Here is a 22,089-nt window from a genome sequence, read left to right as displayed (position 1 = left end):
CATCAAATTAGGAAAGTTTGGTGTAGAACCTGAATATCCCGTTCTAGGAAGGGTGGTGGATAGTCTTCGAAAGCAAGATCCTCTGATTCTGCACTCTCGAAAAGGTTCAAATAAGAATAGGTGAATACAGCAACAAAAATTTGTTGCTCGAATGTGACTTTGTCCAGGGACATTTTAAGGTCTTCATTGCTTTCTTTCACAATTTGCTTGTTAGAGCAACAAGACTTTTCTTTCATCATGAGATTGTTACAGGTCTTTTCAGCCTGAACTTTTTCCATTCCGCAAGTTTTTGCTGAAGCATTGAATGAAAAATCGACCAGAGTCTCCCCACAATAGTGCATATCTATTGTAAATGACATTGTAGTGAAGAGTACTACAAATGCCATCAACACGGATAAAGTTTTATGCACTAAAATTTTCATTATCTACAAAGGTAATAAAATTTGTAATACATTGGTGTTTTATAATTAAATCAACCTTACTGCCGAATTATACGCAATTAGCGTTCTATGTTATATGATATTTTTTTGGTCCCTGTTTTCTTTTGACGCTTAGTTACTATTTAGCTGCCTTTGGTGATGCACCGTAATTATTTAAGACAATTTCTGTTGTCCAAAAGTCCCTTTCCAAACTACAAAATGTTGTTTTGGTACTGTCAGGCTATTTCCTTACTCTAAAGCCCACACTTTTCAATGATATGTTTGATTTTGAGCTTTGCCGTCATTGAGTTTTTACACCTGTATGTCAATTATCATTCCCACCTCTTTTTCTGTAACCGCACAGCATTAAAAATTGCCAATAATGCTACCCCAACATCAGCAAATACAGCTTCCCACATAGATGCCAAACCACCGGCACCGAGGATAAGCACAATGACCTTGACACCAAAAGCCAAACCGATATTCTGCCAGACAATCCTACGTGTAGAACGGCCAATTTTTATCGCTCTCGCTATCTTGCTTGGTTGGTCGGTCTGAATAATGACATCTGCGGTTTCGATGGCGACATCGCTTCCCAAACCGCCCATTGCGATACCCACATCACTCGCAGCAAGTACGGGTGCATCATTGATGCCATCGCCCATAAAGGCTACGGTCGTATCGGGTTGTGTTTTGAGTTTCTCGACTTCGTTCAGTTTATCTTCCGGTAGCAGACCACCTTTCGCCCAATCGATATCCAATTCTTCAGACACCTGTTGGGTAATGGAATCCTTATCGCCAGAGAGCATTATGATTTTGGAAATGCCAGCCTCACGAATTTGCTTTATGGCTTGGTGGGCATCTTCCTTCAGTTCATCGGCAATGGTCACGTATCCGGCAAACTTTCCGTCGATGGCTACCATTACTATGGATTCGACTATTGTATCGGTTTCAGAGGGGACTTCGATGCCGTTGGAAACTATCAAAGCTTTATTCCCCACCAATACCTGCTTTCCGTTGACCGTACCTTTTAGACCTTTTCCTGCCACTTCGGAAACTTCGGTCGCTTCAAAATCCGCACCATCGGCTTTGTATTCCAATATCGCCTTGGCTATGGGATGGGTGGATTGTTCTTCCATCGCCATCAGGTATTGCATAAATTCCGCTTCTGCAAAATTGGATTTGTTGACCACTTCCTTAATCTTGAAGACCCCTTTGGTAACTGTACCCGTCTTGTCCATTACCACGGTATTTACCTTGGTCATCGCATCGAGAAAGGACGCACCCTTAAATAAAATTCCGTTACGGGATGCCGCACCTAATCCGCCGAAATAGCCCAAGGGAATGGATATGACCAAGGCACAGGGACAGGAAATTACCAAGAAAATCAGAGCGCGGTAGAGCCAATCCCTAAACACATAATCGCTCACGAAGAAATAGGGCAAAAACGTCAGTCCGATGGCAAGGAAAACCACGATGGGTGTATAAATTCTGGCGAATTTTCTAATGAACAATTCCGTTTTAGATTTTCGGGCGGTAGCGTTCTGCACCATATCCAAGATTCGCGCGATGGAACTGTTCTTAAATTCTTTGGTAGTCTTTACTTCAATGACCCCATCCAAGTTGATGCTTCCTGCATATACCTTTTCGCTCTTGGCGATGGTGTCTGGTTTGCTTTCACCGGTAATGGCAGCAGTGTTCAGCGATGCTTTTTTTGAAAGTAAAATCCCGTCCAACGGGATTTTTTCGCCTACGCGAACCTGAATTCTTTCACCAATCTCGACCGTTTCGGGATTGGCCGAAACAAAATCCCCATTTCTATAAACCAATGCTTCATCGGGTCGTGCATCCAAGAGTGCCTTTATATTTCCCTTTGCCCGATTTACCGCAGCGTTCTGGAAGAGTTCGCCCACGGCATAAAATAGCATTACGGCCACACCCTCGGGATATTCGCCTATGGCAAATGCCCCCAAGGTGGCAATGGACATCAGGAAAAATTCAGTAAAAAAATCACCATTCCTGATACTGTTCCAGCCTTCTTTAATTACAGGAAACCCAACGGGAATGTAAGCCACGGTATACCAAATAATCCGCACCCAGCCCCTGAAGAATGGGAACGCATCGAAATAATCAACGGCAATACCCGTAATCAGCATAACAAAGCTGAAAATAGCGGGCAGGTAGGTCTTAAAATTGGATGCTTCTTCTGGACTACTATGGTTGTGTCCGTCATTGTGACTGTGCTCACCTTGATGTTCGTTCGGGTCTAAATCCCGTAAGTTTACTTTTTTCTTTTTCATAGGGTTTTACGGTATTTCTTTAAAATTTTGATTAAGTCTTCGGGCATTTCCATTCTTTTCAAAGGCGGTACGTTACTACCACCCGTATTTCCGATAGGTACGTGGTCGATAAATGATTTCCAACCACCAACCAAAAGTCGCAACACCTGACCCAGAACTTCTTTTGTGTTTCGCTGGCGTAACCCAAATTTCAACATTAGCCAATGGGTATAGGTGTGTTCCAACGGGTAGGATTGGCCAAGGATATGGGAACGTTCAAGATGGTGCCAAGCTTGGGTCAGATTTCCACTTTGCAATGAAGAACGATATAGGTTCAGTTCATCTAAATAAAATTCTCGAAGGCCTATTGGTATGGTCGTATTAAATTTCATAATTTATTATTCTTTTTTAAAGTGCAAGGTATGTTTCTGACCTATGCAACGGAAGTGCGTTATTGTCCGCTGCATTTGTCACAAATACCCTTCAGTACCAAATTGGCATCCTCTGCCACAAAGCCTTCGGGCAGGTTGATATGTGGAATCTTATGTTCGGTCAAACAAACGGTCTCATCGCAGTTGTTACAATGAAAATGCAGGTGCAAATCTTGTTCAAGCTCACAATTGCAATCAGGTTCGCATAGGGCATATTTCTGTACGCCTGTACCGTCATCTATTTGATGCACCACACCTTTTTTTTCAAAAGTTTTTAGGGTTCTGAAAAGGGTCGTTCTGTCCGCTTTCGCGAAAGCGGTCTCAATATTGGTCAGCGAGGTGGCCACATCCTTTTCCGCAAGGTATTTGTAGATAAGTATTCGCATCGCCGTGGGGCGTACATCATTTTCATTCAATCTTTGTTCTATTTCTTTCATTGTAATTGTAGTATTTAATGACTGTGTTCCGCTTCGCCCTTTTTCATTTCTGCCATTAAATAGTAAGCATTGTTGACGGCATACTGCGTATTCGATTCTTGTTCGCTCAAAAAATCAATGGCAATCCAATCGCCATCGTTGGTGCCTTTGGTGACTTCAATGGGTCTGAACGACCAATCATCACCTTCCTTTTCGGCTGAGAATACAAAGAATCGTTCACCATCTGCGGCTATAGCACTTTCGGGTATCGCCAACGTCTTGCTGTTGTCTGTTTGTATGCGTCCTTGGATGTACATTCCGGGTATGAGGTTGCCTTCCTTGTTCTCAATTTCTGCGTGAACGTGAATCGCTTTTGGGTTCTGCTCAAAAGTTTTTCCTACGGAATAAATTTCAGCAGTAAGTTCTTTCCCTGGAATGGATTGAACATTGAACTTCACTTTCTGACCTTCCTTGACCTTATAGACATCCTTTTCAAAAACCATCAAATCTGCGTGTACGTGGTGGGTATCCACAATTTCCATTAGGTCGGTCTGCGAATCCACGTATTGGCCAGTTTTTATGGCCACTTTTTCTACAAACCCTTCGATGGGACTTCTAAGTGCCACCCGCTGATATATAGTTCCGTTCCGCACGCCAGATGCGCTAATGCTCAATTGTTGCAGTTGCGCTTCGAGACCGTTGACCCTGCTTCGGGATGCGTGGTATTCTGCTTCGGCCTTTTGAAAGTTGGCACCGCTACCCACGCCTGCATCATACAATGTTTTTTGCCGTTCGTATTCTTTCTTGAGAAACTGACTATTGCTGAACGCATCGAGATAATCGGTCTGTTTTTCGATGATGTTGGGATGAGATAGATAGGCGACCGTTTGCCCTTTTGTAACCTTATCGCCCTCAATGACCTCGATGGAAACCACATTGGAACCCACCACCGTGGTAATGGTAGCCTCGTTCTGTGGAGGTACTTCGAGATGTCCGTTGGCTTCCACGTACCCGCTCATATTCCGCATTTGCAGGGTGTCGATTTCCATTTGTAGGGCATCGAACTGCTTGGCCGTGAGCATCACTTCTTCAGCTTCTCCTTCTGTATGGGTTTTTTCTGTTTTGCGACTATCTTCTTTATGTTCGGCTGTTTTGGATTTAGAGTCGCTACAAGAGGTTAACCCTAATAGCATAACCATTAAGCCGATAACTTTATATTTAGATATATTTTTCATTATTGTTTGAAATATTGTAGTTCAAAAACTGATTTTAGATAATTGTCCAGCGCGTCCAGCGCATCCATTTCGGTCTGGATGGCATCCCGTATTATTTGTGTGAACGCTGCATAATCTACCGCGCCTTCCTTGTAGGCAAGTAACGCCCCTTTACGTTGTTCTTCAGCAAGCGGCAAGGCTTTATCTCTATAAAATTGCCAGGATGATTCCCATTTTTGATAGGATTGTACGGCTTGCTGATATTCGGATTGCAATTGTCGTTCTGTATAATCAGCATTGGTCCTTGCGATTTGGCTATCGATTTTAACGGCCTTGGCCTGACTGCGATCTGTACCTGAAAACAAGGGAACGGATATTCCTACCTGATAGGTATAGAACCCGCTACTGCCGTTCACCTGTTGCAGTCCGCCCAGAAGATTAAATTTAGGAAGCAAGTCAGCTCTGGCTGCATCATAATTTGTCTCAGCCACGTCAATCCGCTTTCGCGAAAGTTCCAGTTCTGGATGGGTTTCTATAGTTGATGGAATTCCCAGAATCGCCACTTCGCTTTCGTCCAACGAATCGGGAACGGTATAGAACGTGTCGGAAACCAACCAAAGATTCAGCTTCTGCAACGCAATGGCATAATCACTCTCGGCTTGCTGCAGTTTATTGCTAATTTGCAAGGCTTGATTGGTCGCTGATGAATATTCCAATCGTGAAATGGCTTCCACCTCATAATTGAGCGCGATGGCTTTTTCAAATTGGGAATAGATGGAATCCAGTTCTTCATACAGTTTAAGTTTCTGCCGTTGCTGATAGGCTTGCGACCACGCCTTTTTAACTTGCTGTTCTACTTGAAGTTCGGATAGATCGAGAGTAGTTTCCGCTAAAGCGATACGCTGTTTTTGCAACCGCTTTTTTGCACCGATACCGAACAGGTTGATGTTCTGTTGGCCTAAACCAACCAATGTATAAATCCCTTGACCATCCGAAATTTCCTCGCCACCTGTAAAAACTTGGGTATTGCCAAAATCGTAAACAATGCCCTTTAATGCAGTTTGTCTTTCAATTTCCAAACGTTTCGTTATTAATAAAGGATAGTTTTCCTTAGACACTTCTACCGCTTTTTCCAATGATATTACTGGCAGGGAATCTTTTTGTGAAACTTGTTGTGCTTTCGCGAAAGCGGAAGTATATAAGAAACAGACCACTACCATAGCGGCAGCAAATTTTGGTTTCAATTTGACTTTCCGTTCCGAGCGTTTCTCGACCCATTGATAGAAAATGGGCAGTATAAACAACGTCAAGAGCGTAGATGTTATTAATCCGCCGATAACTACAGTAGCCAAGGGTCGTTGCACTTCAGCCCCTGCTGACGCTGAAATAGCCATAGGCAGGAAACCAAGAATATCAGTAAAAGCAGTAAGCATAATAGGGCGTATCCTTCGTTTAGTTCCTTCCACGATGCGGTCTTTTAGATTAGTCACGCCTTCTTCTTTCAGCTCATTTAGACCGCTTATCAGTACCAATCCATTGAGTACGGCAACCCCGAAGAGTACGATGAAACCTACACCTGCGGAAATGCTAAACGGCATATCCCTGAGCCATAGGGCGAACACGCCACCAATGGTTGCCATAGGGATGGCTAAGTAAATCATTAAGGTCTGAGGAAAGGATTTTAATGCAAAATATATCAAGATAAAAATGAGCAATAGCGCAATTGGAACCACGGTCTGTAATCTATTGCTGGCGCGTTCAAGGTTTTCAAAAGCACCACCATAACGAATGTAATAGCCTGGTGGTAATTCAAATTGAGCATCTAATTTATGCTGAATTTCTTGTACAACAGATTTGACATCACGGTCACGGATATTGATGCCCACATAGGTACGGCGATTAGTATTATCCCGGCTTATCTGCATCGGTCCGGGTTCATAGCTTACGTCGGCAATTTCCCGTAAGGGTATCTGGGAATCGTTGGGCAGATTGATGAAGAGATTTTGAACATCCTCGATATCCTGACGGTTTTCTTTTTGTAACCGCACCACCAAATCGAACCGCTTTTCGCCCTCGAAAATCACACCTGCCTTACCGCCCGCAAATGCGGCCTGTACCACATTATTTAGATGGTCGATTTCCAAACCGTACTGTGCCACTTTGTTTCGGTTGTAATCAATAGTAATTTGCGGCAGTCCATCGGTGGCCTCAACTTTCATATCGGCAACACCGGGAACGGTCGCAATGATTTTGCCCATTTCTTCGGCCTTGCTTGCCAGAACATCTAAATCTTCCCCAAACAGTTTAATAGCCACATCTTCACGAACGCCTGTGAGCAGTTCGTTAAAGCGCATTTCGATAGGTTGGGTAAACTCAAAATTCACACCGGGAACGATGCTAATGGCATCCTTCATCTTTTCGACCAGTTCATCTTTACTTTCCGCAGATACCCATTCATCGGTCGGCTTCAGTATGACAAAAACATCTGCAATATCCATTGGCATAGGGTCGGTCGGAACATCAGCCACACCGATACGGCTCATCACAGTTTCCACCTCTGGAAATTCCGCCTTTACGATGCGTTCTATCTTGGTGGTGGTTTCAATGGTTTCCGAAAGGGAACTTCCGGGTTTCAGAATTGCGTGGAAGGCAATGTCGCCTTCATCCAACTCGGGTATAAACTCACCGCCCATTCTGGTAAAGACAATTATGGTCACCGCAAAAAGGGCAAGTGCAATTCCGACGACTATTTTTCCCTTTGAAAGTGCCTTAGTAAGCAAGGGTTCGTATTTTCTTTCAATCCAAAGGACAAACTTATCGCCATACGATTTCTTTTCAGATTTTGGCGGTCTAAGGAACAATGCCGAAACCATTGGAACATAAGTCAAGCAAAGCAGCATCGCACCAATCATTGCAAAGATGAATGTTAGTGCCATAGGCTGGAACATCTTGCCCTCGACGCCTTCCAGCGCCAATATGGGAAGGAATACTATAAGGATGATAAGTTGACCGAAGAATGCCGCATTCATCATTTTTTTGGAAGCCTTGGCTGCGATTTCATCTCGTTTTCTCGAACTGACTGCCTTCTTTTTGACCACGTAGGAATACATCAGAAACACCGTGGCTTCTACAACGATTACCGCGCCGTCCACAATGATACCGAAATCGATGGCCCCCAAGCTCATCAGGTTGGCCCACACGTCAAAGACGTTCATTAATATAAAAGCAAACAATAGCGATAGGGGAATAGTGGATGCAACAATAAGACCACCGCGCCAATTCCCTAAGAGCAGGACTAAAACAAAGATTACGATTAAACCACCTTCAAATAGGTTTCCAGTTACTGTTCCCGTGGTTTCCGCAATCAATTCGCTACGGTCGAGAAAAGGTTTGATGCTTACCCCATCCGGAAGGGATTGCTGAATCTGTTCCATCCTTTGGGTTACGTTTTCGATGACTTCGTTGGAATTTGCTCCCTTAAGCATCAGTATCATACCGCCAACGGCCTCGCCCTTACCATCTTTGGTCAATGCACCATAGCGCACCGCACTTCCAATGCGTACGTTACCCACATCCTTGATTTTAAGGGGAATGCCCTCAACGGTCTTGACGACCATATTCTCGATGTCCGAAACACTTCTGGCAAGACCCTCGCCACGGATGAAATTCGCCTGATGGTTGCGCTCGATATAGGCACCACCTGTATTCTGATTATTGCTTTCAAGGGTTTGGAAGACTTCCGAAATCGTGACACCTATTGCTCGCAACTCGTCAGTGTCAACGGACACTTCATATTGTTTTTTGTTCCCACCAAATGCATTCACTTCCACAACACCGGGAACCATAGCCATTTGTCTGCGGACAATCCAATCCTGAATTGTTCGCAGTTCGGTTGCCGAGTAGTCGTCTGGGTATCCTTCTTCAACTTCAAGCGTGTACTGGTAGATTTCGCCCAACCCAGTTGAGATTGGCCCGATGGACGGCTGGCCAAAACCTTCGGGAATCTGTTCGCGTACTTCGGTCAGTTTTTCGTAAACGAGCTGACGAGGTAGGTAGGTTCCCATATCATCATCGAAAACAACCGTTACCACAGAGAGTCCAAAACGAGATACCGAGCGGATTTCCTTAACCTCCGGTAAGTTGCTCATCGCCACTTCCACGGGATAGGTCACGAACTGCTCTATATCTTCTGTCCCCAGATTGGGCGATTGTGTGATGACCTGAACCTGATTATTGGTAATGTCTGGCACGGCATCGATGGGTACCTGGGTCATACTGTAAATTCCAGCACCGATAAGCGCCAATGTGAACAGGCCGATAATAAATTTATTATTGATTGAAAATTCAATGATTCTATTAATCATAGATAGGGGTATTAATTCAGTTTAAATTCTCTGTGAGCGCATTACAGAAATGCAACGCACTATATTGACATATCTAAAATAAAGACGCGTCAAAACAGGATATAGCTATCCTACGAAAACTGAATTAAACCTGTGGGGGCTGAAAGAGAGAGAAAGTAATATCCTTTCCAATACTATCGAAGTGGGCAAAATTATCCTGAGGAATGGTTGCTTGAAGCAGTTCGAATTTGGCAATACCAAAGTGTATCGTGTGCACGTGGCAGCAATGACATTGACAGAAAGGAGAGCAAAGTTCACAATCGTCACCGTGGTCACCATCAAAATCAACTACTGAAACGGCTTGCGAATCGTCGGCAACATTCCCTGAATCGCTACAAGGCACTGCATTTAGTGCCAAGAAGTAAAAGGATAATATGATTGCTATAAATTTCACAACACAAAGATAACAGAATTGTAATGCAACTGGATTGCAAAGTGTTTTATCCCATATAAGAGACGTGTTTAGAGTCTAGGCCCTTCTTCTGTAATTTTAGAATGTCTTTCAACCTATCCATATCAGCACTTACTTTATGTTCTAGTACTCGAGCATAAATCTGAGTGGTAGCAATCTTAGTATGCCCCAGAAGTTTAGAAACCGTTTCAATAGGTACCCCATTAGAAAGTGTAATGGTAGTGGCAAAAGTGTGTCGCGCCATATGAAACGTCAAATTCTTTTTTATACCTACGTGATTTGCTACTTCTTTGAGATAGGCATTCAGTTTCTCGTTAGTGATTATCGGTAATAGTGAAGCCGTTACAGCTGTCATGGGATGATTACTGTATTTTTCAATAATTTCTTCGGCTCTACCCAGCAATGGAACTTTTACAGAACTCTTGGTTTTTTGACGTTTGGTAACTATCCAGTTCCCACCGTCTATACCTTTCATCACATTGTCTGGTTTGAGCGCCATAATGTCGACGTAACTGATACCTGTATAACAACTAAATACGAACAAATCACGTACCCTGTCCAATCGCTCGCTATTAAAATCGTGATTCTCGAGATTCTCAAGTTCAGTTTGTGAAAGAAACTCGCGATTTGTCTTTTCATACTTGGGTTTCCATCTTGCAAATGGGTCGCGCTCGAGCCATTCCAAATGATAGGCAAGTGTCACCATCTTGCGCAAGCGCTGAATGTGTTTCATTATAGTATTTTGGCTCATTGCCCTTGGATGACCAACTGGCCATACATTGGCCAGGTAGTTTTCAAAGTCAATCAAAAATTTATAGTCCAATTGCTTAAGATAGATATCTGTGGTTTTCTTTTCATTCTCTAAAAACTTTTTGAGATAACTCTCGGTTACACCAAAATTTTTAATGGTGCCCTTTGACAGAGTATTCTCAATCTTCTTGCTATGGTACTCGATTAGGTCGAGTAGGGATTTTGATTTTTCGTCATCCCCTATAAATTTGGCTTTAACAATTTTGGCTGTGACGAGCTCTTCTTTGTAAGTTAGGTCTTGGTAGATTTGAAAGAGTTTGTTGTAAGATTGCTCAATGTAATTATTAAGCTGTCGCGCACCAGCTCCAGCACCTTTGCAACGGCTCTTTTTTGCATCCCATTGATTCACAGGAACGCGCCTTTTTAGACTGATGTTCGAGCGTTTTTGATTTACCGTTACTCGAGCATAGAGTAATGCTTCGCCATTTGTGGCGTTTTTTTGGTCAGCCCAGAAACTGACACTAAAGCTTTGTTTACTTCGCATAGTTGTCGTCTTTTAGATTTTACAAATCGTCTTGACGAATGTCAAATCAACTATAGCAAGGCTTTCAAAGGTATTTCAGTTTCTGTCAGTTCAACTGACAGTTTGAAATACAACTGACCGATTACCTACCATATTAGGTTATATCGTATCAATTTAAATGGTAGTCTAAAAACTACAAAACCACGCAAAACATAGTGTTTGCGTGGTTTTGATAAGAATTGTTATTCTTAAAAGTGACCTCGACAGGATTCAAACCTGTAACCTTCTGAGCCGTAATCAGATGCGCTATTCAGTTGCGCCACGAGGCCATTATAGTTGCCTAATGAAAACATGTTTCTCACAAAGCGGTTGCAAATATACTATCATTTTTTAAATATTGAAATAACTTTAATTAAAAAGTTTATTCAGTTTTTTAATTTTGAACTATGACTGAAAAAGAATTAAAAGCAATTGTAGTTGATGTCCCAGATTTTCCTAAACAAGGAATCATTTTTAAAGATATCTCTGGTTTATTAAGTACTAATGAAATCAGAAGTGATGTCGTAGATAAATTAACCCAACCTTATCAGGGTAAAAGAATTGATGTAGTTGCTGGTATAGAATCAAGAGGATTTTTATTTGGAATGTTGCTTGCGCAAAAGTTGAAGGCCAAATTTATTATGATACGTAAACCTGGAAAACTTCCTGGACCAATACTGAAAACAAGCTATGAGCTAGAATACGGAACAGATTCATTAGAAATTCAGGAGAAATCGATTAAAGAGGATGATGTAGTTTTACTTCATGATGATGTTTTGGCCACAGGAGGAACAGCTGCGGCTGCTATAACGTTGTTAAAGGAGGCAGGAGCAAGTAAGGTGTATGCTAATTTTGTACTTGAACTAGGCTTTTTAAATGGGAGAAAACAGTTTTCTGAATCAACACACTCTATTTTAAAATACTAATCAAAAAAAGCCCGAAGTTATTCTTCGGGCTTTTCTTCCAAAAAAAATCTAACTTAATACATTGCCTGTAGGGCAGTGATGTCGTTATTATTAAACTCTCCACCTGTACTTCCAGAAAAACATGCATTCATAAGGCTAGTAGGATCCCAACCAGTTGGAGTACCAGCTAAATGAACGGCCCCATCAGAACCTGCAGATTCTCCAGACTGATTACAAGATTGTCTAGAAAACCAATCACTGTGACGGAAACCTATAGAGTGGCCCATTTCATGACAAATCACATGTTCATTCACATTAGTCGAAAAGCTTTCTAAATTATAGATTTGACACCATTTGTAAGGACGCCCATTAGAAGGAAATCCAGCTACACCACCAGATCCAGAATTAGAAAAGGAAGTATCGTAAACTACCATATCGGCACTATTAGTGTCAGTTCCAAAAGTCAGTCTAAAATTCAGACTTACTCCACTTAAACGATTATAATTCGCTACAGCCCATCTTAATCCAGTCTGTGCCTTAGAAGATAATCCATATTGATTATTACCAGTGTAACCTAGTATATCAATTGTAGTGTTTGAACTGCTAACTAGATTAAAAGTTCTGTATTGCTTTTCAAGATCTCCTTCTCGTTCAAGCGCAAAGAACTCATCTTCACTTAAAGCAATATCATCTTGAAGAAAAACACGTTCAATTGAAGTGTTATCAGGTAGAAGAAAGTCTTTTAATTCTACGTCTTCTACTTTATAACCAAGTTTAACAGCATGATCTTGTATAGCTTTTAATCTAGGATTGTCTAAATTTTCTTCTCGTGACTCATCCGAGGAACAAGAAGTAATTAAAAGACCTACTAATGCAAATCCAATCATTGATAATTTGATAAGGGATTTTTTCATTTTTAAAAAATTTAAAGGTTAATGCCTTAAAACTAGAAGATTAAATCCTTAGCAACAAAATACGTTTTTTACATAAAATTCATGATTCCATATATAAAATTATGATATTCAAATACTTAAAACTGATGTAGGACTATTTTTACATTTTATATTTTCGATTAAGTGCATCATAATATTAAAATTATCATTTGTTAATCGATACGGCACGATAATTGATTTTAATCTTGATGTTTAACGTTTTGGCGATAAAACATCACAGTGATAGTGTAAAGACATTAAAATATTGGAAGTCCAATGATAAATTATTAGGAACGCACGATAAGTATAGAAATAAAAAAAAAAAGCCTTAGAATATCTAAGGCTTTTTGGGTGGAAGACCGGTTTCGAACCGGCGACCTCCGGAACCACAATCCGGCGCTCTAACCAGCTGAGCTACAACCACCATATCAATGTGAGTTTTTTAACGTGGTGCTCAAGATATCTCAACCACGACTTTTAAAGCGGTGCAAATTTATAACATTTAAAAATTATACTCGCTATTTTTTTTAATTATTTTAAATCAAATAAACTATTTATTGCAGGATATCGTTCGACTGTAAATCCTTCGGCATAATTGCTTCCCGTTAATCGACCTAAATTTGCTGCCCTGTACTTTATACTTTGTAAGAAGTTTTCCGAATTAATAGGGGTTTTAGGACCTTCATCACCAGCTTTATAAAACTGCGATTCATAAGCCATTACTGCTTCTAATTTTTGATCTATAAACCCTGAAATATCTACAACAAAATCTGGTTCGATATCTTTCCATTGTATATAATGATAAACGTGTTTAGGTCGCCAGTGATCTTGTTTTTTTCCATTTAAAAATGTTTCAATCCTTAATAAACCGGATAAAAAACAGCTCACACTTGCTAGGTTAGAACCCTTTGCGTGATCTGGATGACGATCGTCGATAGCGTTACATAAAACGATTTCTGGTCTATATTTTCTTATTACCCTTACGATTTCCATTTGATGATGTTCATCGTTAGTAAAAAAGCCGTCTTTAAATCCTAGATTTTCTCTTACATCTAGATTCATAACTTTAGCGGCATTTGCAGCTTCTCTATCTCTTATATCTGCACTACCTCGTGAACCTAATTCACCACGAGTAAGATCAAGCACACCAATTTTTTTTCCTAATGACTTCTCTTTGATTAATGTACCAGAACAGCTTAATTCTACATCATCAGGATGAGCACCTATGGCAAGTATATCTAATTTAATTGTCCCCATTATTTTGTGCTTTTCTCCATCGCTTGTTCGATGTCGTTAATTAACAAATCTACTTCCTCAATACCTACAGATAACCTAAGCAAGTCATCACTTATTCCTTGCTCAGCTCTTTGTTCTGGTGTCAACAAACTATGTGAGGTTAAACTAGGAGCTAGGATAGTACTTTCAACTCCTGCAAGACTTAATGCTGGCTGAATTAAGTTTAGTGCTTCTAAAAATTTATCCGTTTTTACAGAACTTTTGAGCTCAAAAGAGAGCATACCACCATAGCCTTTCATTTGATTTGTTGCAATTTCGTAATCAGGATGTGATGGCAATCCAGGATAGTTCACTTTTCTAATTAACGGATGTAACTCTAAAAACTTAGCCAGTTTTTTTGCATTTTTCGATTGCTTTTTGACTCTTAATCCTAGAGTTTTTATACTGCGATCTAGCATCCACGCGGTTTGATCACTTATGCTGCCTCCATAATTTTTAGCTGTATTCCACACACGATCAATATCCTGTTGTGAGCCACTTACCGTTCCTGCTGTTATGTCGCTGTGTCCACCTAAATACTTGGTAGCACTGTGAATTATAATATCAATCCCAAAATCTGCTGGTGTTTGATTAACAGGTGAGGCAAAGGTGTTATCGATTACAGATTTTAATTTGTTCGCTTTCGCGAAAGCGGAAACAACTTCAAGATCAACAAGCTCTAGTAAAGGATTACTAGGTGTTTCTACATAAATCATTTTAGTATTCGGTCGAAGAGCTTTTTGAAGGTTTTCTTCATTAATACGTTCAACCATGGTAAATTCAATACCCGTATTTTTAAATTCGGCAGCGGCAAAATGTGCTGTTCCACCGTAAATAGCCCTTTGTAAAATGATGTGGTCACCAGTTTTCAAAAAGCTCATGAAAACAGCACTTATGGCAGCCATACCACTCGCTAAAATGAGTCCGGCCTCTGTATTTTCTAATGCAGCCATCTTTTCACCCAACGCAACTTGATTAGGTGTATTCATGTAACGAGGATATAAATTAGTGCCAGGATTGCGGTAATCGTAGGCTGTAGATAGGTACAATGGAGCGGTAGCACCACCGTATTTGTCATCTCTTAATTGCCCAGAATGAACGCACAGGTAATTAATATTTTTTTTCATAAAGCGAATGTAAGAACTGTCTATCACATCTTGTCACAATTACCTGCAAAAACATACCTTTACCTGATTACAAAATCCAATTATAAATGACTACTGTTTACACTAATATTAAGGAACTTTTTCAAATACGTGACGCATCCATCAAAAGAGTAATAGGCAGTCAAATGAAGGAATGTCCCAGCATTAAAAATGCTTTTATCAAGATAAAAGATGGTGTAATTGAGGATTTTGGAATAATGAGTGATCTAGTTGTTGTTGAAAACCAGGATCAAATAGTCGATGTGCAAAATACTATAGTAACTCCTGGATATGTTGATAGTCATACTCACCTTGTTTTTGCAGCTACAAGGGAAAAGGAATTTGAGGACAGAATCAACGGATTAACCTATGAACAAATTGCTGCTCGTGGTGGAGGAATTTTAAATAGTGCCGCCAGATTACAAAATATGAGCGAAGATGAATTGTACGAACAAGCATTAATAAGACTGAAAGAGGTAGTAAAAACAGGAACAACATCTATTGAGATTAAAAGTGGATACGGATTATCCATGGAAGGCGAGTTAAAAATGCTTAGAGTTATTAAACGCCTTAAGGAAACAGAGCTATCACCTGGAGTATTTATATCTATCAAAGCTACTTTTCTAGGAGCTCATGCGGTGCCATTGAAGTATAAAGACAATAAACAAGGCTATGTCGATTTTATCATTGCAGAAATGCTACCTAAGGTAGCCTCTGAAAATCTTGCAGATTATATCGATGTCTTTTGTGAAAAAAATTACTTTTCAGTTTCACAAATGGTCCAAATTTTAGAAGCTGGAGCAAAATACGGTTTAAAAGCAAAGGTCCATGTAAATCAGTTTAATGCATTGGGAGCTATCGAAAAAGCGGTAGAACATAATGCTATAAGTGTAGATCACCTTGAAGTTCTAGAAAACCAAGACTTAAAATCACTGAGTAATTCAAACACAATTGCTACGGCTTTACCTAGTTGCAGTTTTTTCTTAGGATTAGATTACACACCTGTTCATGATTTAATGGATAAAGATATTGCGGTTGCACTAGCTAGTGACTATAATCCAGGCAGTACACCATCGGGAAATTTGAATTTTGTTTTTTCCTTAGCTTGTATTAAAATGAAAATGACACCGCAACAAGCTTTTAATGCGCTAACTATTAACGCTGCCGCAGCTGTAGAGCTTGATGAATCAGTAGGAAGTATAACCAAAGGAAAAAGAGCCGACTTATTATTCTTTAAAAATATTGATAATCTAGCTGGAATTCCTTATAATTTTGGAACATCACAAATTGATAAAGTGATGATTTCAGGAACTTTTATGTAGGTATGAATTACGTTAAATTTATTGACAAATCGGCTCAAAAGCAATTTGTAAATCACCGATCCCAAATTGCTAGTTTTAAAGAAAGGGAAGACGCCTCTGTTGTTTATGCAGAAAAAATAACCTTTCTTAATAGTTATGCAGATTTAGTGCGTTGTCAAGAAAAATATGTCTTACTAGGAATACCAGAGGATATCGGTGTAAGAGCAAATTTTGGTAGAGTAGGAGCTAGTGAAGCTTGGGATTCATTTTTACCGATATTTCTTTCTACTCAAATTAATAAATATCGCTCAGTAGATAATATTGCTTTATTAGGAACTATAAAGACCGAGGATCAAATGGATGTTTGTGAAGGTCTTTATTCCTATCATCCAGATGATCGTTTGATTTTAAGTAAATGTGTACAAGAAATAGATAAACGTGTAGAACAGGTCATAAGTCAAATCGTTCAATTAGGAAAAATCCCTATAGTAATAGGTGGCGGTCATAATAATGCATACCCTTTATTAAAAGCAACAGCTGTAGATCATGCAATTGATGTAGTGAATATTGACGCACATACTGATTTGCGACCAGCAATAGGAAGACACAGCGGTAATGGATTTTCTCACGCACTTAAAGACGGAGCAATCGGCAGGTATCATGCAATAGGATTACAGCCTGGTGCTCTTACTACTCAAATGCAAGAACTCATAGATCATGATTTGAGAATATCGGCAGATTTTATAACAGATAGAATAGACATTACTCAAAGAGTAGAACAGGTGTTTGATAAAATTAAACTGGAACACTTTGCTCTTGAAATTGATATGGACGTAGTAAAAGACTTTCCAAGTAGCGCACAATCTCCTGTAGGTTTTTCATTTCAAGAATTAATAGATATAGTTACCGAAATAGTCAAAAAAGGACAGCCTCGCTATATTCATATATGCGAAGCTGCTCCTGTTTATGGTTATAAAAACCAAGTAGGAAAGGCGCTTTCCTATTTAGTAAATACTTTGATCAACATTTGATTCGTATCGTTGGTCTGTTAGGGTTTTTAGAAAATTTATGAGATCAGTTTGTTCTTGTTTAGTAAGGTCTAATGGATCTGGTGGCAAGGTTTGATATTCTTGATCAGTTATTCCAATACCATAACCACCACCACGATTATAAAAATCAATTACTTGCTCAAGTGTGCTGTAGACACCATTGTGCATATACGGTGATGTGATTTCAACATTGCGCAAACTAGGAGTTTTAAAAAAGTGTTTTCTAGATTCAGTTTGATAAACCTCATACACACCTAGGTCTTCATCAATTGTAGCATTTGTGTTTTCAATTGTTGCAGGAGTTCCCAAATGTTCAATTTCGGTTTCAGTGAAATCAGGCGGAATAGTACCATTAAAAACTGGGGCAAAATGACAAGTAGCACATTGTGCCCTGCCCATGAATAAATTAAAACCATTTATTTCTGACGAAGTTAAGCTGGATTCTTCTCCTCGTAGATTTCTGTCCCATTTTGAATCCCAGCTATTTAAGCTGCGTAAATAGTCTGCTATGGATCTTCTTACAGTTGATTCATTTAAAGGTTGATCAGGATAAAGAGTGGTAATTGATTTCAAATAATCCTCATTCTGCTTTACCACTTGTAATAGTTTAGAAACATCAGTGTGAAATTCTGTTTCATTTTCAACTACATTAATAATCTGTCCTTCTAAACTTCCTGATCTCTTATCATAGAAAAAATTATTTTGATAAGCTACATAGGTTAGGCTAGGGCTATTTCGTTTTTGATCCTTACTTTTTGCAAGTCCGTCTGTAAATGCTAGTTTATCTACATGACAAGTAGCACAGCTTATTGCTCCGTTACTTGAAAACCCTTTCTCATTGAATAGTTTTTTTCCCAGCTCAATTTTTTCTTGTGTAAGTGTTTCTACTAGGTAACCTGCAAAATGATCTAGATTGAGTAATTCGTTAGAAAATAATGCTTCTGCTTCATTAGATACCGCCATTTCTAGTGGAAAATGAATGGTCAATTCTTTTACTGTTTGTGCCCATAATTTAAGCATGGGATCACAATGATTTCTAATGTAATGATAACGATCAAAAGAAGAAAAGGAATGTTTTTTTAAATAGTTGGTATTTGCGGTAAATGCGTTTTCCCATTGTTTAGCTAGAGATTCATTAGGGTGTTTGGTTAACACTAGATTGATGAGGTATTCCGCTTTCGCGAAAGCGGAAACAGCATCCTCTAAACTGTTTTGTAAAACTGGACTGTCATAGCCAGTAATTCCTGTGGATGTTGTACGTAGGATTTGATTACGGACCATCCATAATACATGATAGGTTTGATAGTGAGAAAAATCGGCATTGCGAGCAAGTGCATCCATTTTATTACTCATGTGATGAGCAGTTTTTTGAGCAAGTATGAGGTCGGGATTTTCACCGAAAATATTTTCCTCTAAAGATTGAAAACTTAATGGATTAAGTTCTTTGATATCTGTAGCATCTTCCTCTTCTACCTTCAGTATATTCGGAGCGTTCAAACTAGCATAAACTTGCTTATCATGAAATGATAGAACGGGCTCAAGAGATTTGAAATTTTGTCTAGAAACTTTAAACAAATCCCTCATTACTTTGATCTCCTTGGTCTCACTAATAGAATCGAGAAGATCACGATTTTCAATAAGTTCCTTTTTATAAGTAGACTCAAGTTCTTCCCAGTGCTTGGTGGTACTTATATGGGAATATTCTTGAGGTTGCTTACAGGCGTAATTTAAGAGAATAAGGCTTGCCATGAGGCAAGCCTTTAAAATATTATTTTTAATACGTAACATGATTATTGTTCTAATCCTGTAATTACATACAACATACTACCTTCTTTACGGCTGTTTGCAACATCTATAACCGCAGTAGGATCAGAGAAGGCGCTACCATCGGCAGGTTCCCATCCGTGATTTTGTGTAGCAATTAGGAAAGATCCTGGTATGCCAGTTTGCATAGAGATATCAATCATTCCTGTTATTTCCCAAATGCTATTTTCAGTTCCTACTCCTACAGCAGCAGCAGCAACTTGGTCACATTCAAGAACTGTTTTTACAGTACCGTTGTTTAGGTCGTATTGATACATTCTTGCATAGTGTTGTCTTGCAGGATCGTCAAAGTATCCATTAGGATCTTCTTGAATGTATGCATAGTTTTCTGTAACAAGAATATTATCTGGACTATGGAATCCCCATGCTTTTCCATTAACCTTATCACCATCTAACACACAAGTAATAGTAGCAGGTCCTGTAGGATCATTCTCATTAAGTACTACTTTGTACACACGACCATATCTAGTTCCTTTTCCTATCAAACCTGGTTTGTCTCTACCAGTTACGGCGATATAAACTTCTCTTTGATTAGCTGCGTTTCCTCTTCTCCAGTCGATATCTTCAAGTCTAGAGAATCCCATAACGCCTTTTTGTTTAGCCTCAGCATCTAGTAGATCAATGTTACGCTGATTAAGTTCTACAAATTCGGCTGTGTATGTTTGACCTTCTTGCATGTCCATTTCATAGTTAATACCGCTGGAAGTAACTTTAAGACCGTATAATTTACCACTGTAAAGATCACCTCTATCACCTACGTACATTCCTAATTGTCCAGAAGGAATGTTATTATCAGAATGATCGTCACCAATAAAAACAACAGTTTTATCTTGATAAGCATCTTTACCTATCGCTACTGCATTTTCAGTACTCCATTGTCCCATAGCAGTTAACAATTCTGGAGTAGTGCGAGCACTAGAAGGTTTTGTAGGTTCAGTTACGAATACACCTTTAGATGATCCACCCCATTCACCACCTGATAAATAAAGCGGTCCAAAGCCATGTTCCTCTGGAGTAATTAATGATCCAGAACATTGAGCGGTACTTGCTGTTGCCGACTCACTTAAAATATACTCACCTTTTACAGGTTTAAAGGTATTGTCCAAGGTGATTCTAGCTATGGAGTAATCTGCTTCAATGTTATTGATAAGAGTGAAGTTATCATCGGCGCGGTTGTAAATTAATCCCATTCCATCGGCCATTGATCCGTATACGAAATTTGGAGATTCAGTCAATTGATCTTCACTAGATAGTATTGGGTATACTTTTACTGAAGAGAAGTCAGATGTTGTTTTAAGGTAATTACCGGTAACGGAGTGAGCTTTAAAATCGATGCTGTCAGCTTGCGGATTTGAAGCTTGATTATCATCGTCGTTACAAGAGATAAAAATAGCAGTTGCTAAAAGGCTAGCGGTTAGTAATTTAATTTTCATGTGTTTTAAAATTTTTAGGTTGTCAAAACTATTCACACATCGATCATGGTCAGGTTTTAAAACCGCTATTAAAATCTTAACTCCACGTAAACATTTTGCGAAAACACTTTACTTTAACTTTAACTCATTGTTACATCTATTGAAAATCAAATAAATATCAAAATGAATAAAATTATTTTAAGTTTTTTAGTTCTTGCTGTCACTCTTTCTTGTAAAGAGGAAAATAAAAAAGAAGTCATTGAGGAAGAAGTAATGGTTGAAGAACAGACTAATTATGAACCCGAGTTGTCGATAAACCCGATATCTCATGCTACTTTTTCCATGGAATGGGATGGTACCGTATTTTACGTGGATCCTGTAGGAGGCGCACAAGCTTTTGAAGGAATGAAAAACCCGAATATTCAGCTCGTGACTGATATTCATGGTGATCACATGAATGCCGAAACCCTTAAAGCAACACAAGGAAATGCTACATTAATAACACCACAGGCAGTGGCTGATAAATTAGGAGAAGATTTTGAACCTATAATTCTTAATAATGGAGAAGTAAAAACGATCCAGGACTTTACTATAACTTCAATTCCTATGTATAATCTTACTGAAGACAGATTAAAATTTCATGAAAAGGGACGCGGTAATGGTTATGTCATTGAAAAAAACGGTTATCGAGTTTACATTTCTGGTGATACTGAGGATATTCCAGAAATGCGTAATCTTGAGAATATTAATAAAGCCATTGTTTGTATGAACCTACCATATACTATGGATATAGAGCAAGCGGCAAATGCTGTTTTACAGTTTCAACCACAAGAGGTGATTCCTTATCATTATCGCGGTACCGATGGTTATCAAGATGTAGAGAAATTCAAAAAATCTATTGAAGAGGTTAATTCCGACATCAAAGTAAGTTTGATGGAGTGGTATCCAAATAGAGATAATGGATAAGTAAGAATGATTTTTGATTTCTTTTAAATTTAAAAAGTTACGCTTTCGCGGAAGCGAAATAATCAAAAAAACTTTTCTTAATTATTGTACATGTATAAAATAAGATTATCTTTGCACCCGATTTAAAATGAAGGTATGGTACCTTCTTTATAATTTATTGAAACAGATTTTTGAGCTATGGCACAGAAGAGAACATATCAACCTAGTAAGAGAAAAAGAAGAAACAAACACGGTTTCCGCGAGCGTATGGCTTCAGCAAACGGTCGTAAAGTACTAGCTCGTCGTAGAGCAAAAGGACGTAAAAAATTATCTGTTTCTACTGAAAGAAGACATAAAAAATAATGATTGTTCATTATTACTTAATAAAGGCGTTAATCTTAAGGGTTAACGCCTT

The 22,089-nt window shown here is 39.2% G+C and carries 18 protein-coding genes and 2 tRNA genes; 5 read left to right on the top strand and 15 right to left on the bottom strand.

The features are described 5' to 3' along the window. Positions 1-2: 2 nt before the first annotated feature. From AAT17_RS03100 to AAT17_RS03060, 9 genes are all read right to left on the bottom strand, one after another. Positions 3-422 (bottom strand): hypothetical protein, encoded by a 420-nt coding sequence (locus AAT17_RS03100; RefSeq protein WP_042278119.1) that lies wholly within the window; start codon positions 420-422, stop codon positions 3-5. A gap of 329 nt (positions 423-751) precedes the next feature. Then, the gene (locus AAT17_RS03095; protein ID WP_042278121.1) at positions 752-2,719 is read right to left on the bottom strand and encodes a heavy metal translocating P-type ATPase; all 1,968 of its coding nucleotides are present in this window, start codon (positions 2,717-2,719) and stop codon (positions 752-754) included. Continuing rightward, positions 2,716-3,090 (bottom strand): DUF3703 domain-containing protein, encoded by a 375-nt coding sequence (locus AAT17_RS03090; RefSeq protein WP_060522897.1) that lies wholly within the window; start codon positions 3,088-3,090, stop codon positions 2,716-2,718. The genes AAT17_RS03095 and AAT17_RS03090 overlap by 4 nt, the downstream gene beginning before the upstream one ends. A 59-nt stretch (positions 3,091-3,149) precedes the next feature. After that, positions 3,150-3,566, bottom strand: coding sequence for a Fur family transcriptional regulator (locus tag AAT17_RS03085; RefSeq protein ID WP_060522896.1), 417 nt, complete (start codon positions 3,564-3,566; stop codon positions 3,150-3,152). 14 nt (positions 3,567-3,580) lie between these two features. Continuing rightward, positions 3,581-4,780: an efflux RND transporter periplasmic adaptor subunit gene (locus AAT17_RS03080; protein ID WP_060522895.1), complete on the bottom strand. Its 1,200-nt coding sequence runs from the start codon at positions 4,778-4,780 to the stop codon at positions 3,581-3,583. Further along, positions 4,780-9,123 (bottom strand): CusA/CzcA family heavy metal efflux RND transporter, encoded by a 4,344-nt coding sequence (locus AAT17_RS03075; protein WP_060522894.1) that lies wholly within the window; start codon positions 9,121-9,123, stop codon positions 4,780-4,782. The genes AAT17_RS03080 and AAT17_RS03075 overlap by 1 nt, the downstream gene beginning before the upstream one ends. 124 nt (positions 9,124-9,247) lie before the next feature. Further along, positions 9,248-9,505, bottom strand: a complete 258-nt coding sequence (locus tag AAT17_RS13560) for a DUF6660 family protein (protein ID WP_367379289.1) — start codon at positions 9,503-9,505, stop codon at positions 9,248-9,250. Between the two features lie 97 nt (positions 9,506-9,602). Continuing rightward, a complete protein-coding gene (locus tag AAT17_RS03065; protein ID WP_060522892.1) occupies positions 9,603-10,868 on the bottom strand; it encodes a site-specific integrase in 1,266 nt (421 codons plus the stop codon). Between the two features lie 234 nt (positions 10,869-11,102). Continuing rightward, positions 11,103-11,176: transfer RNA gene (locus AAT17_RS03060), tRNA-Arg, on the bottom strand. 117 nt (positions 11,177-11,293) lie between these two features. Here AAT17_RS03060 and AAT17_RS03055 point away from each other — a divergent pair. Next, the gene (locus AAT17_RS03055) at positions 11,294-11,812 is read left to right on the top strand and encodes an adenine phosphoribosyltransferase (RefSeq protein ID WP_042278141.1); all 519 of its coding nucleotides are present in this window, start codon (positions 11,294-11,296) and stop codon (positions 11,810-11,812) included. A gap of 53 nt (positions 11,813-11,865) precedes the next feature. Here AAT17_RS03055 and AAT17_RS03050 read toward each other — a convergent pair whose 3' ends face one another. The 4 genes from AAT17_RS03050 to AAT17_RS03035 form a co-directional block, all read right to left on the bottom strand. Next, positions 11,866-12,705, bottom strand: a complete 840-nt coding sequence (locus AAT17_RS03050; protein ID WP_042278143.1) for a M57 family metalloprotease — start codon at positions 12,703-12,705, stop codon at positions 11,866-11,868. Between the two features lie 367 nt (positions 12,706-13,072). Then, positions 13,073-13,148, bottom strand: a tRNA-His gene (locus AAT17_RS03045). A 106-nt stretch (positions 13,149-13,254) separates the two neighbouring features. Next, positions 13,255-13,971, bottom strand: a complete 717-nt coding sequence (gene bshB1, locus AAT17_RS03040) for a bacillithiol biosynthesis deacetylase BshB1 (protein ID WP_060524960.1) — start codon at positions 13,969-13,971, stop codon at positions 13,255-13,257. 8 nt (positions 13,972-13,979) lie between these two features. After that, positions 13,980-15,125 carry a PLP-dependent aspartate aminotransferase family protein gene (locus AAT17_RS03035; protein WP_042278473.1) on the bottom strand — a complete coding sequence of 382 codons (1,146 nt, stop codon included), beginning with the start codon at positions 15,123-15,125 and terminating at the stop codon, positions 13,980-13,982. 86 nt (positions 15,126-15,211) lie between these two features. Here AAT17_RS03035 and hutI point away from each other — a divergent pair, with 86 nt between their 5' ends. Beyond that, positions 15,212-16,465, top strand: coding sequence for an imidazolonepropionase (gene hutI, locus AAT17_RS03030; protein ID WP_060522891.1), 1,254 nt, complete (start codon positions 15,212-15,214; stop codon positions 16,463-16,465). Between the two features lie 2 nt (positions 16,466-16,467). Further along, on the top strand, positions 16,468-17,475 hold the full coding sequence (locus tag AAT17_RS03025; RefSeq protein ID WP_060522890.1) for a formimidoylglutamase: 1,008 nt from the start codon (positions 16,468-16,470) through the stop codon (positions 17,473-17,475). Here AAT17_RS03025 and AAT17_RS03020 read toward each other — a convergent pair. Both AAT17_RS03020 and AAT17_RS03015 read right to left on the bottom strand, forming a co-directional pair. After that, on the bottom strand, positions 17,449-19,242 hold the full coding sequence (locus AAT17_RS03020) for a cytochrome-c peroxidase (RefSeq protein WP_216598167.1): 1,794 nt from the start codon (positions 19,240-19,242) through the stop codon (positions 17,449-17,451). The two genes, AAT17_RS03025 and AAT17_RS03020, sit on opposite strands and share 27 nt — an antisense overlap. Positions 19,243-19,283: 41 nt before the next feature. Then, a complete protein-coding gene (locus tag AAT17_RS03015) occupies positions 19,284-20,750 on the bottom strand; it encodes an alkaline phosphatase PhoX (RefSeq protein ID WP_060522888.1) in 1,467 nt (488 codons plus the stop codon). A 162-nt stretch (positions 20,751-20,912) separates the two neighbouring features. On the opposite strand from AAT17_RS03015, the gene AAT17_RS03010 reads away from it, so the two are divergent. Beyond that, positions 20,913-21,695 carry an MBL fold metallo-hydrolase gene (locus tag AAT17_RS03010; RefSeq protein ID WP_042278153.1) on the top strand — a complete coding sequence of 261 codons (783 nt, stop codon included), beginning with the start codon at positions 20,913-20,915 and terminating at the stop codon, positions 21,693-21,695. A gap of 177 nt (positions 21,696-21,872) precedes the next feature. Continuing rightward, on the top strand, positions 21,873-22,037 hold the full coding sequence (gene rpmH, locus AAT17_RS03005; RefSeq protein WP_042278158.1) for a 50S ribosomal protein L34: 165 nt from the start codon (positions 21,873-21,875) through the stop codon (positions 22,035-22,037). Positions 22,038-22,089 lie beyond the last annotated feature (52 nt).

The sequence above is a fragment of the Nonlabens sp. MIC269 genome (assembly GCF_001430865.1).
Taxonomy (GTDB): Bacteria; Bacteroidota; Bacteroidia; order Flavobacteriales; family Flavobacteriaceae; genus Nonlabens; species Nonlabens tegetincola.
The sequence above is the reverse complement of the archived record's forward strand: the minus strand, read 5'-3'. Positions and strand labels throughout refer to the sequence as shown.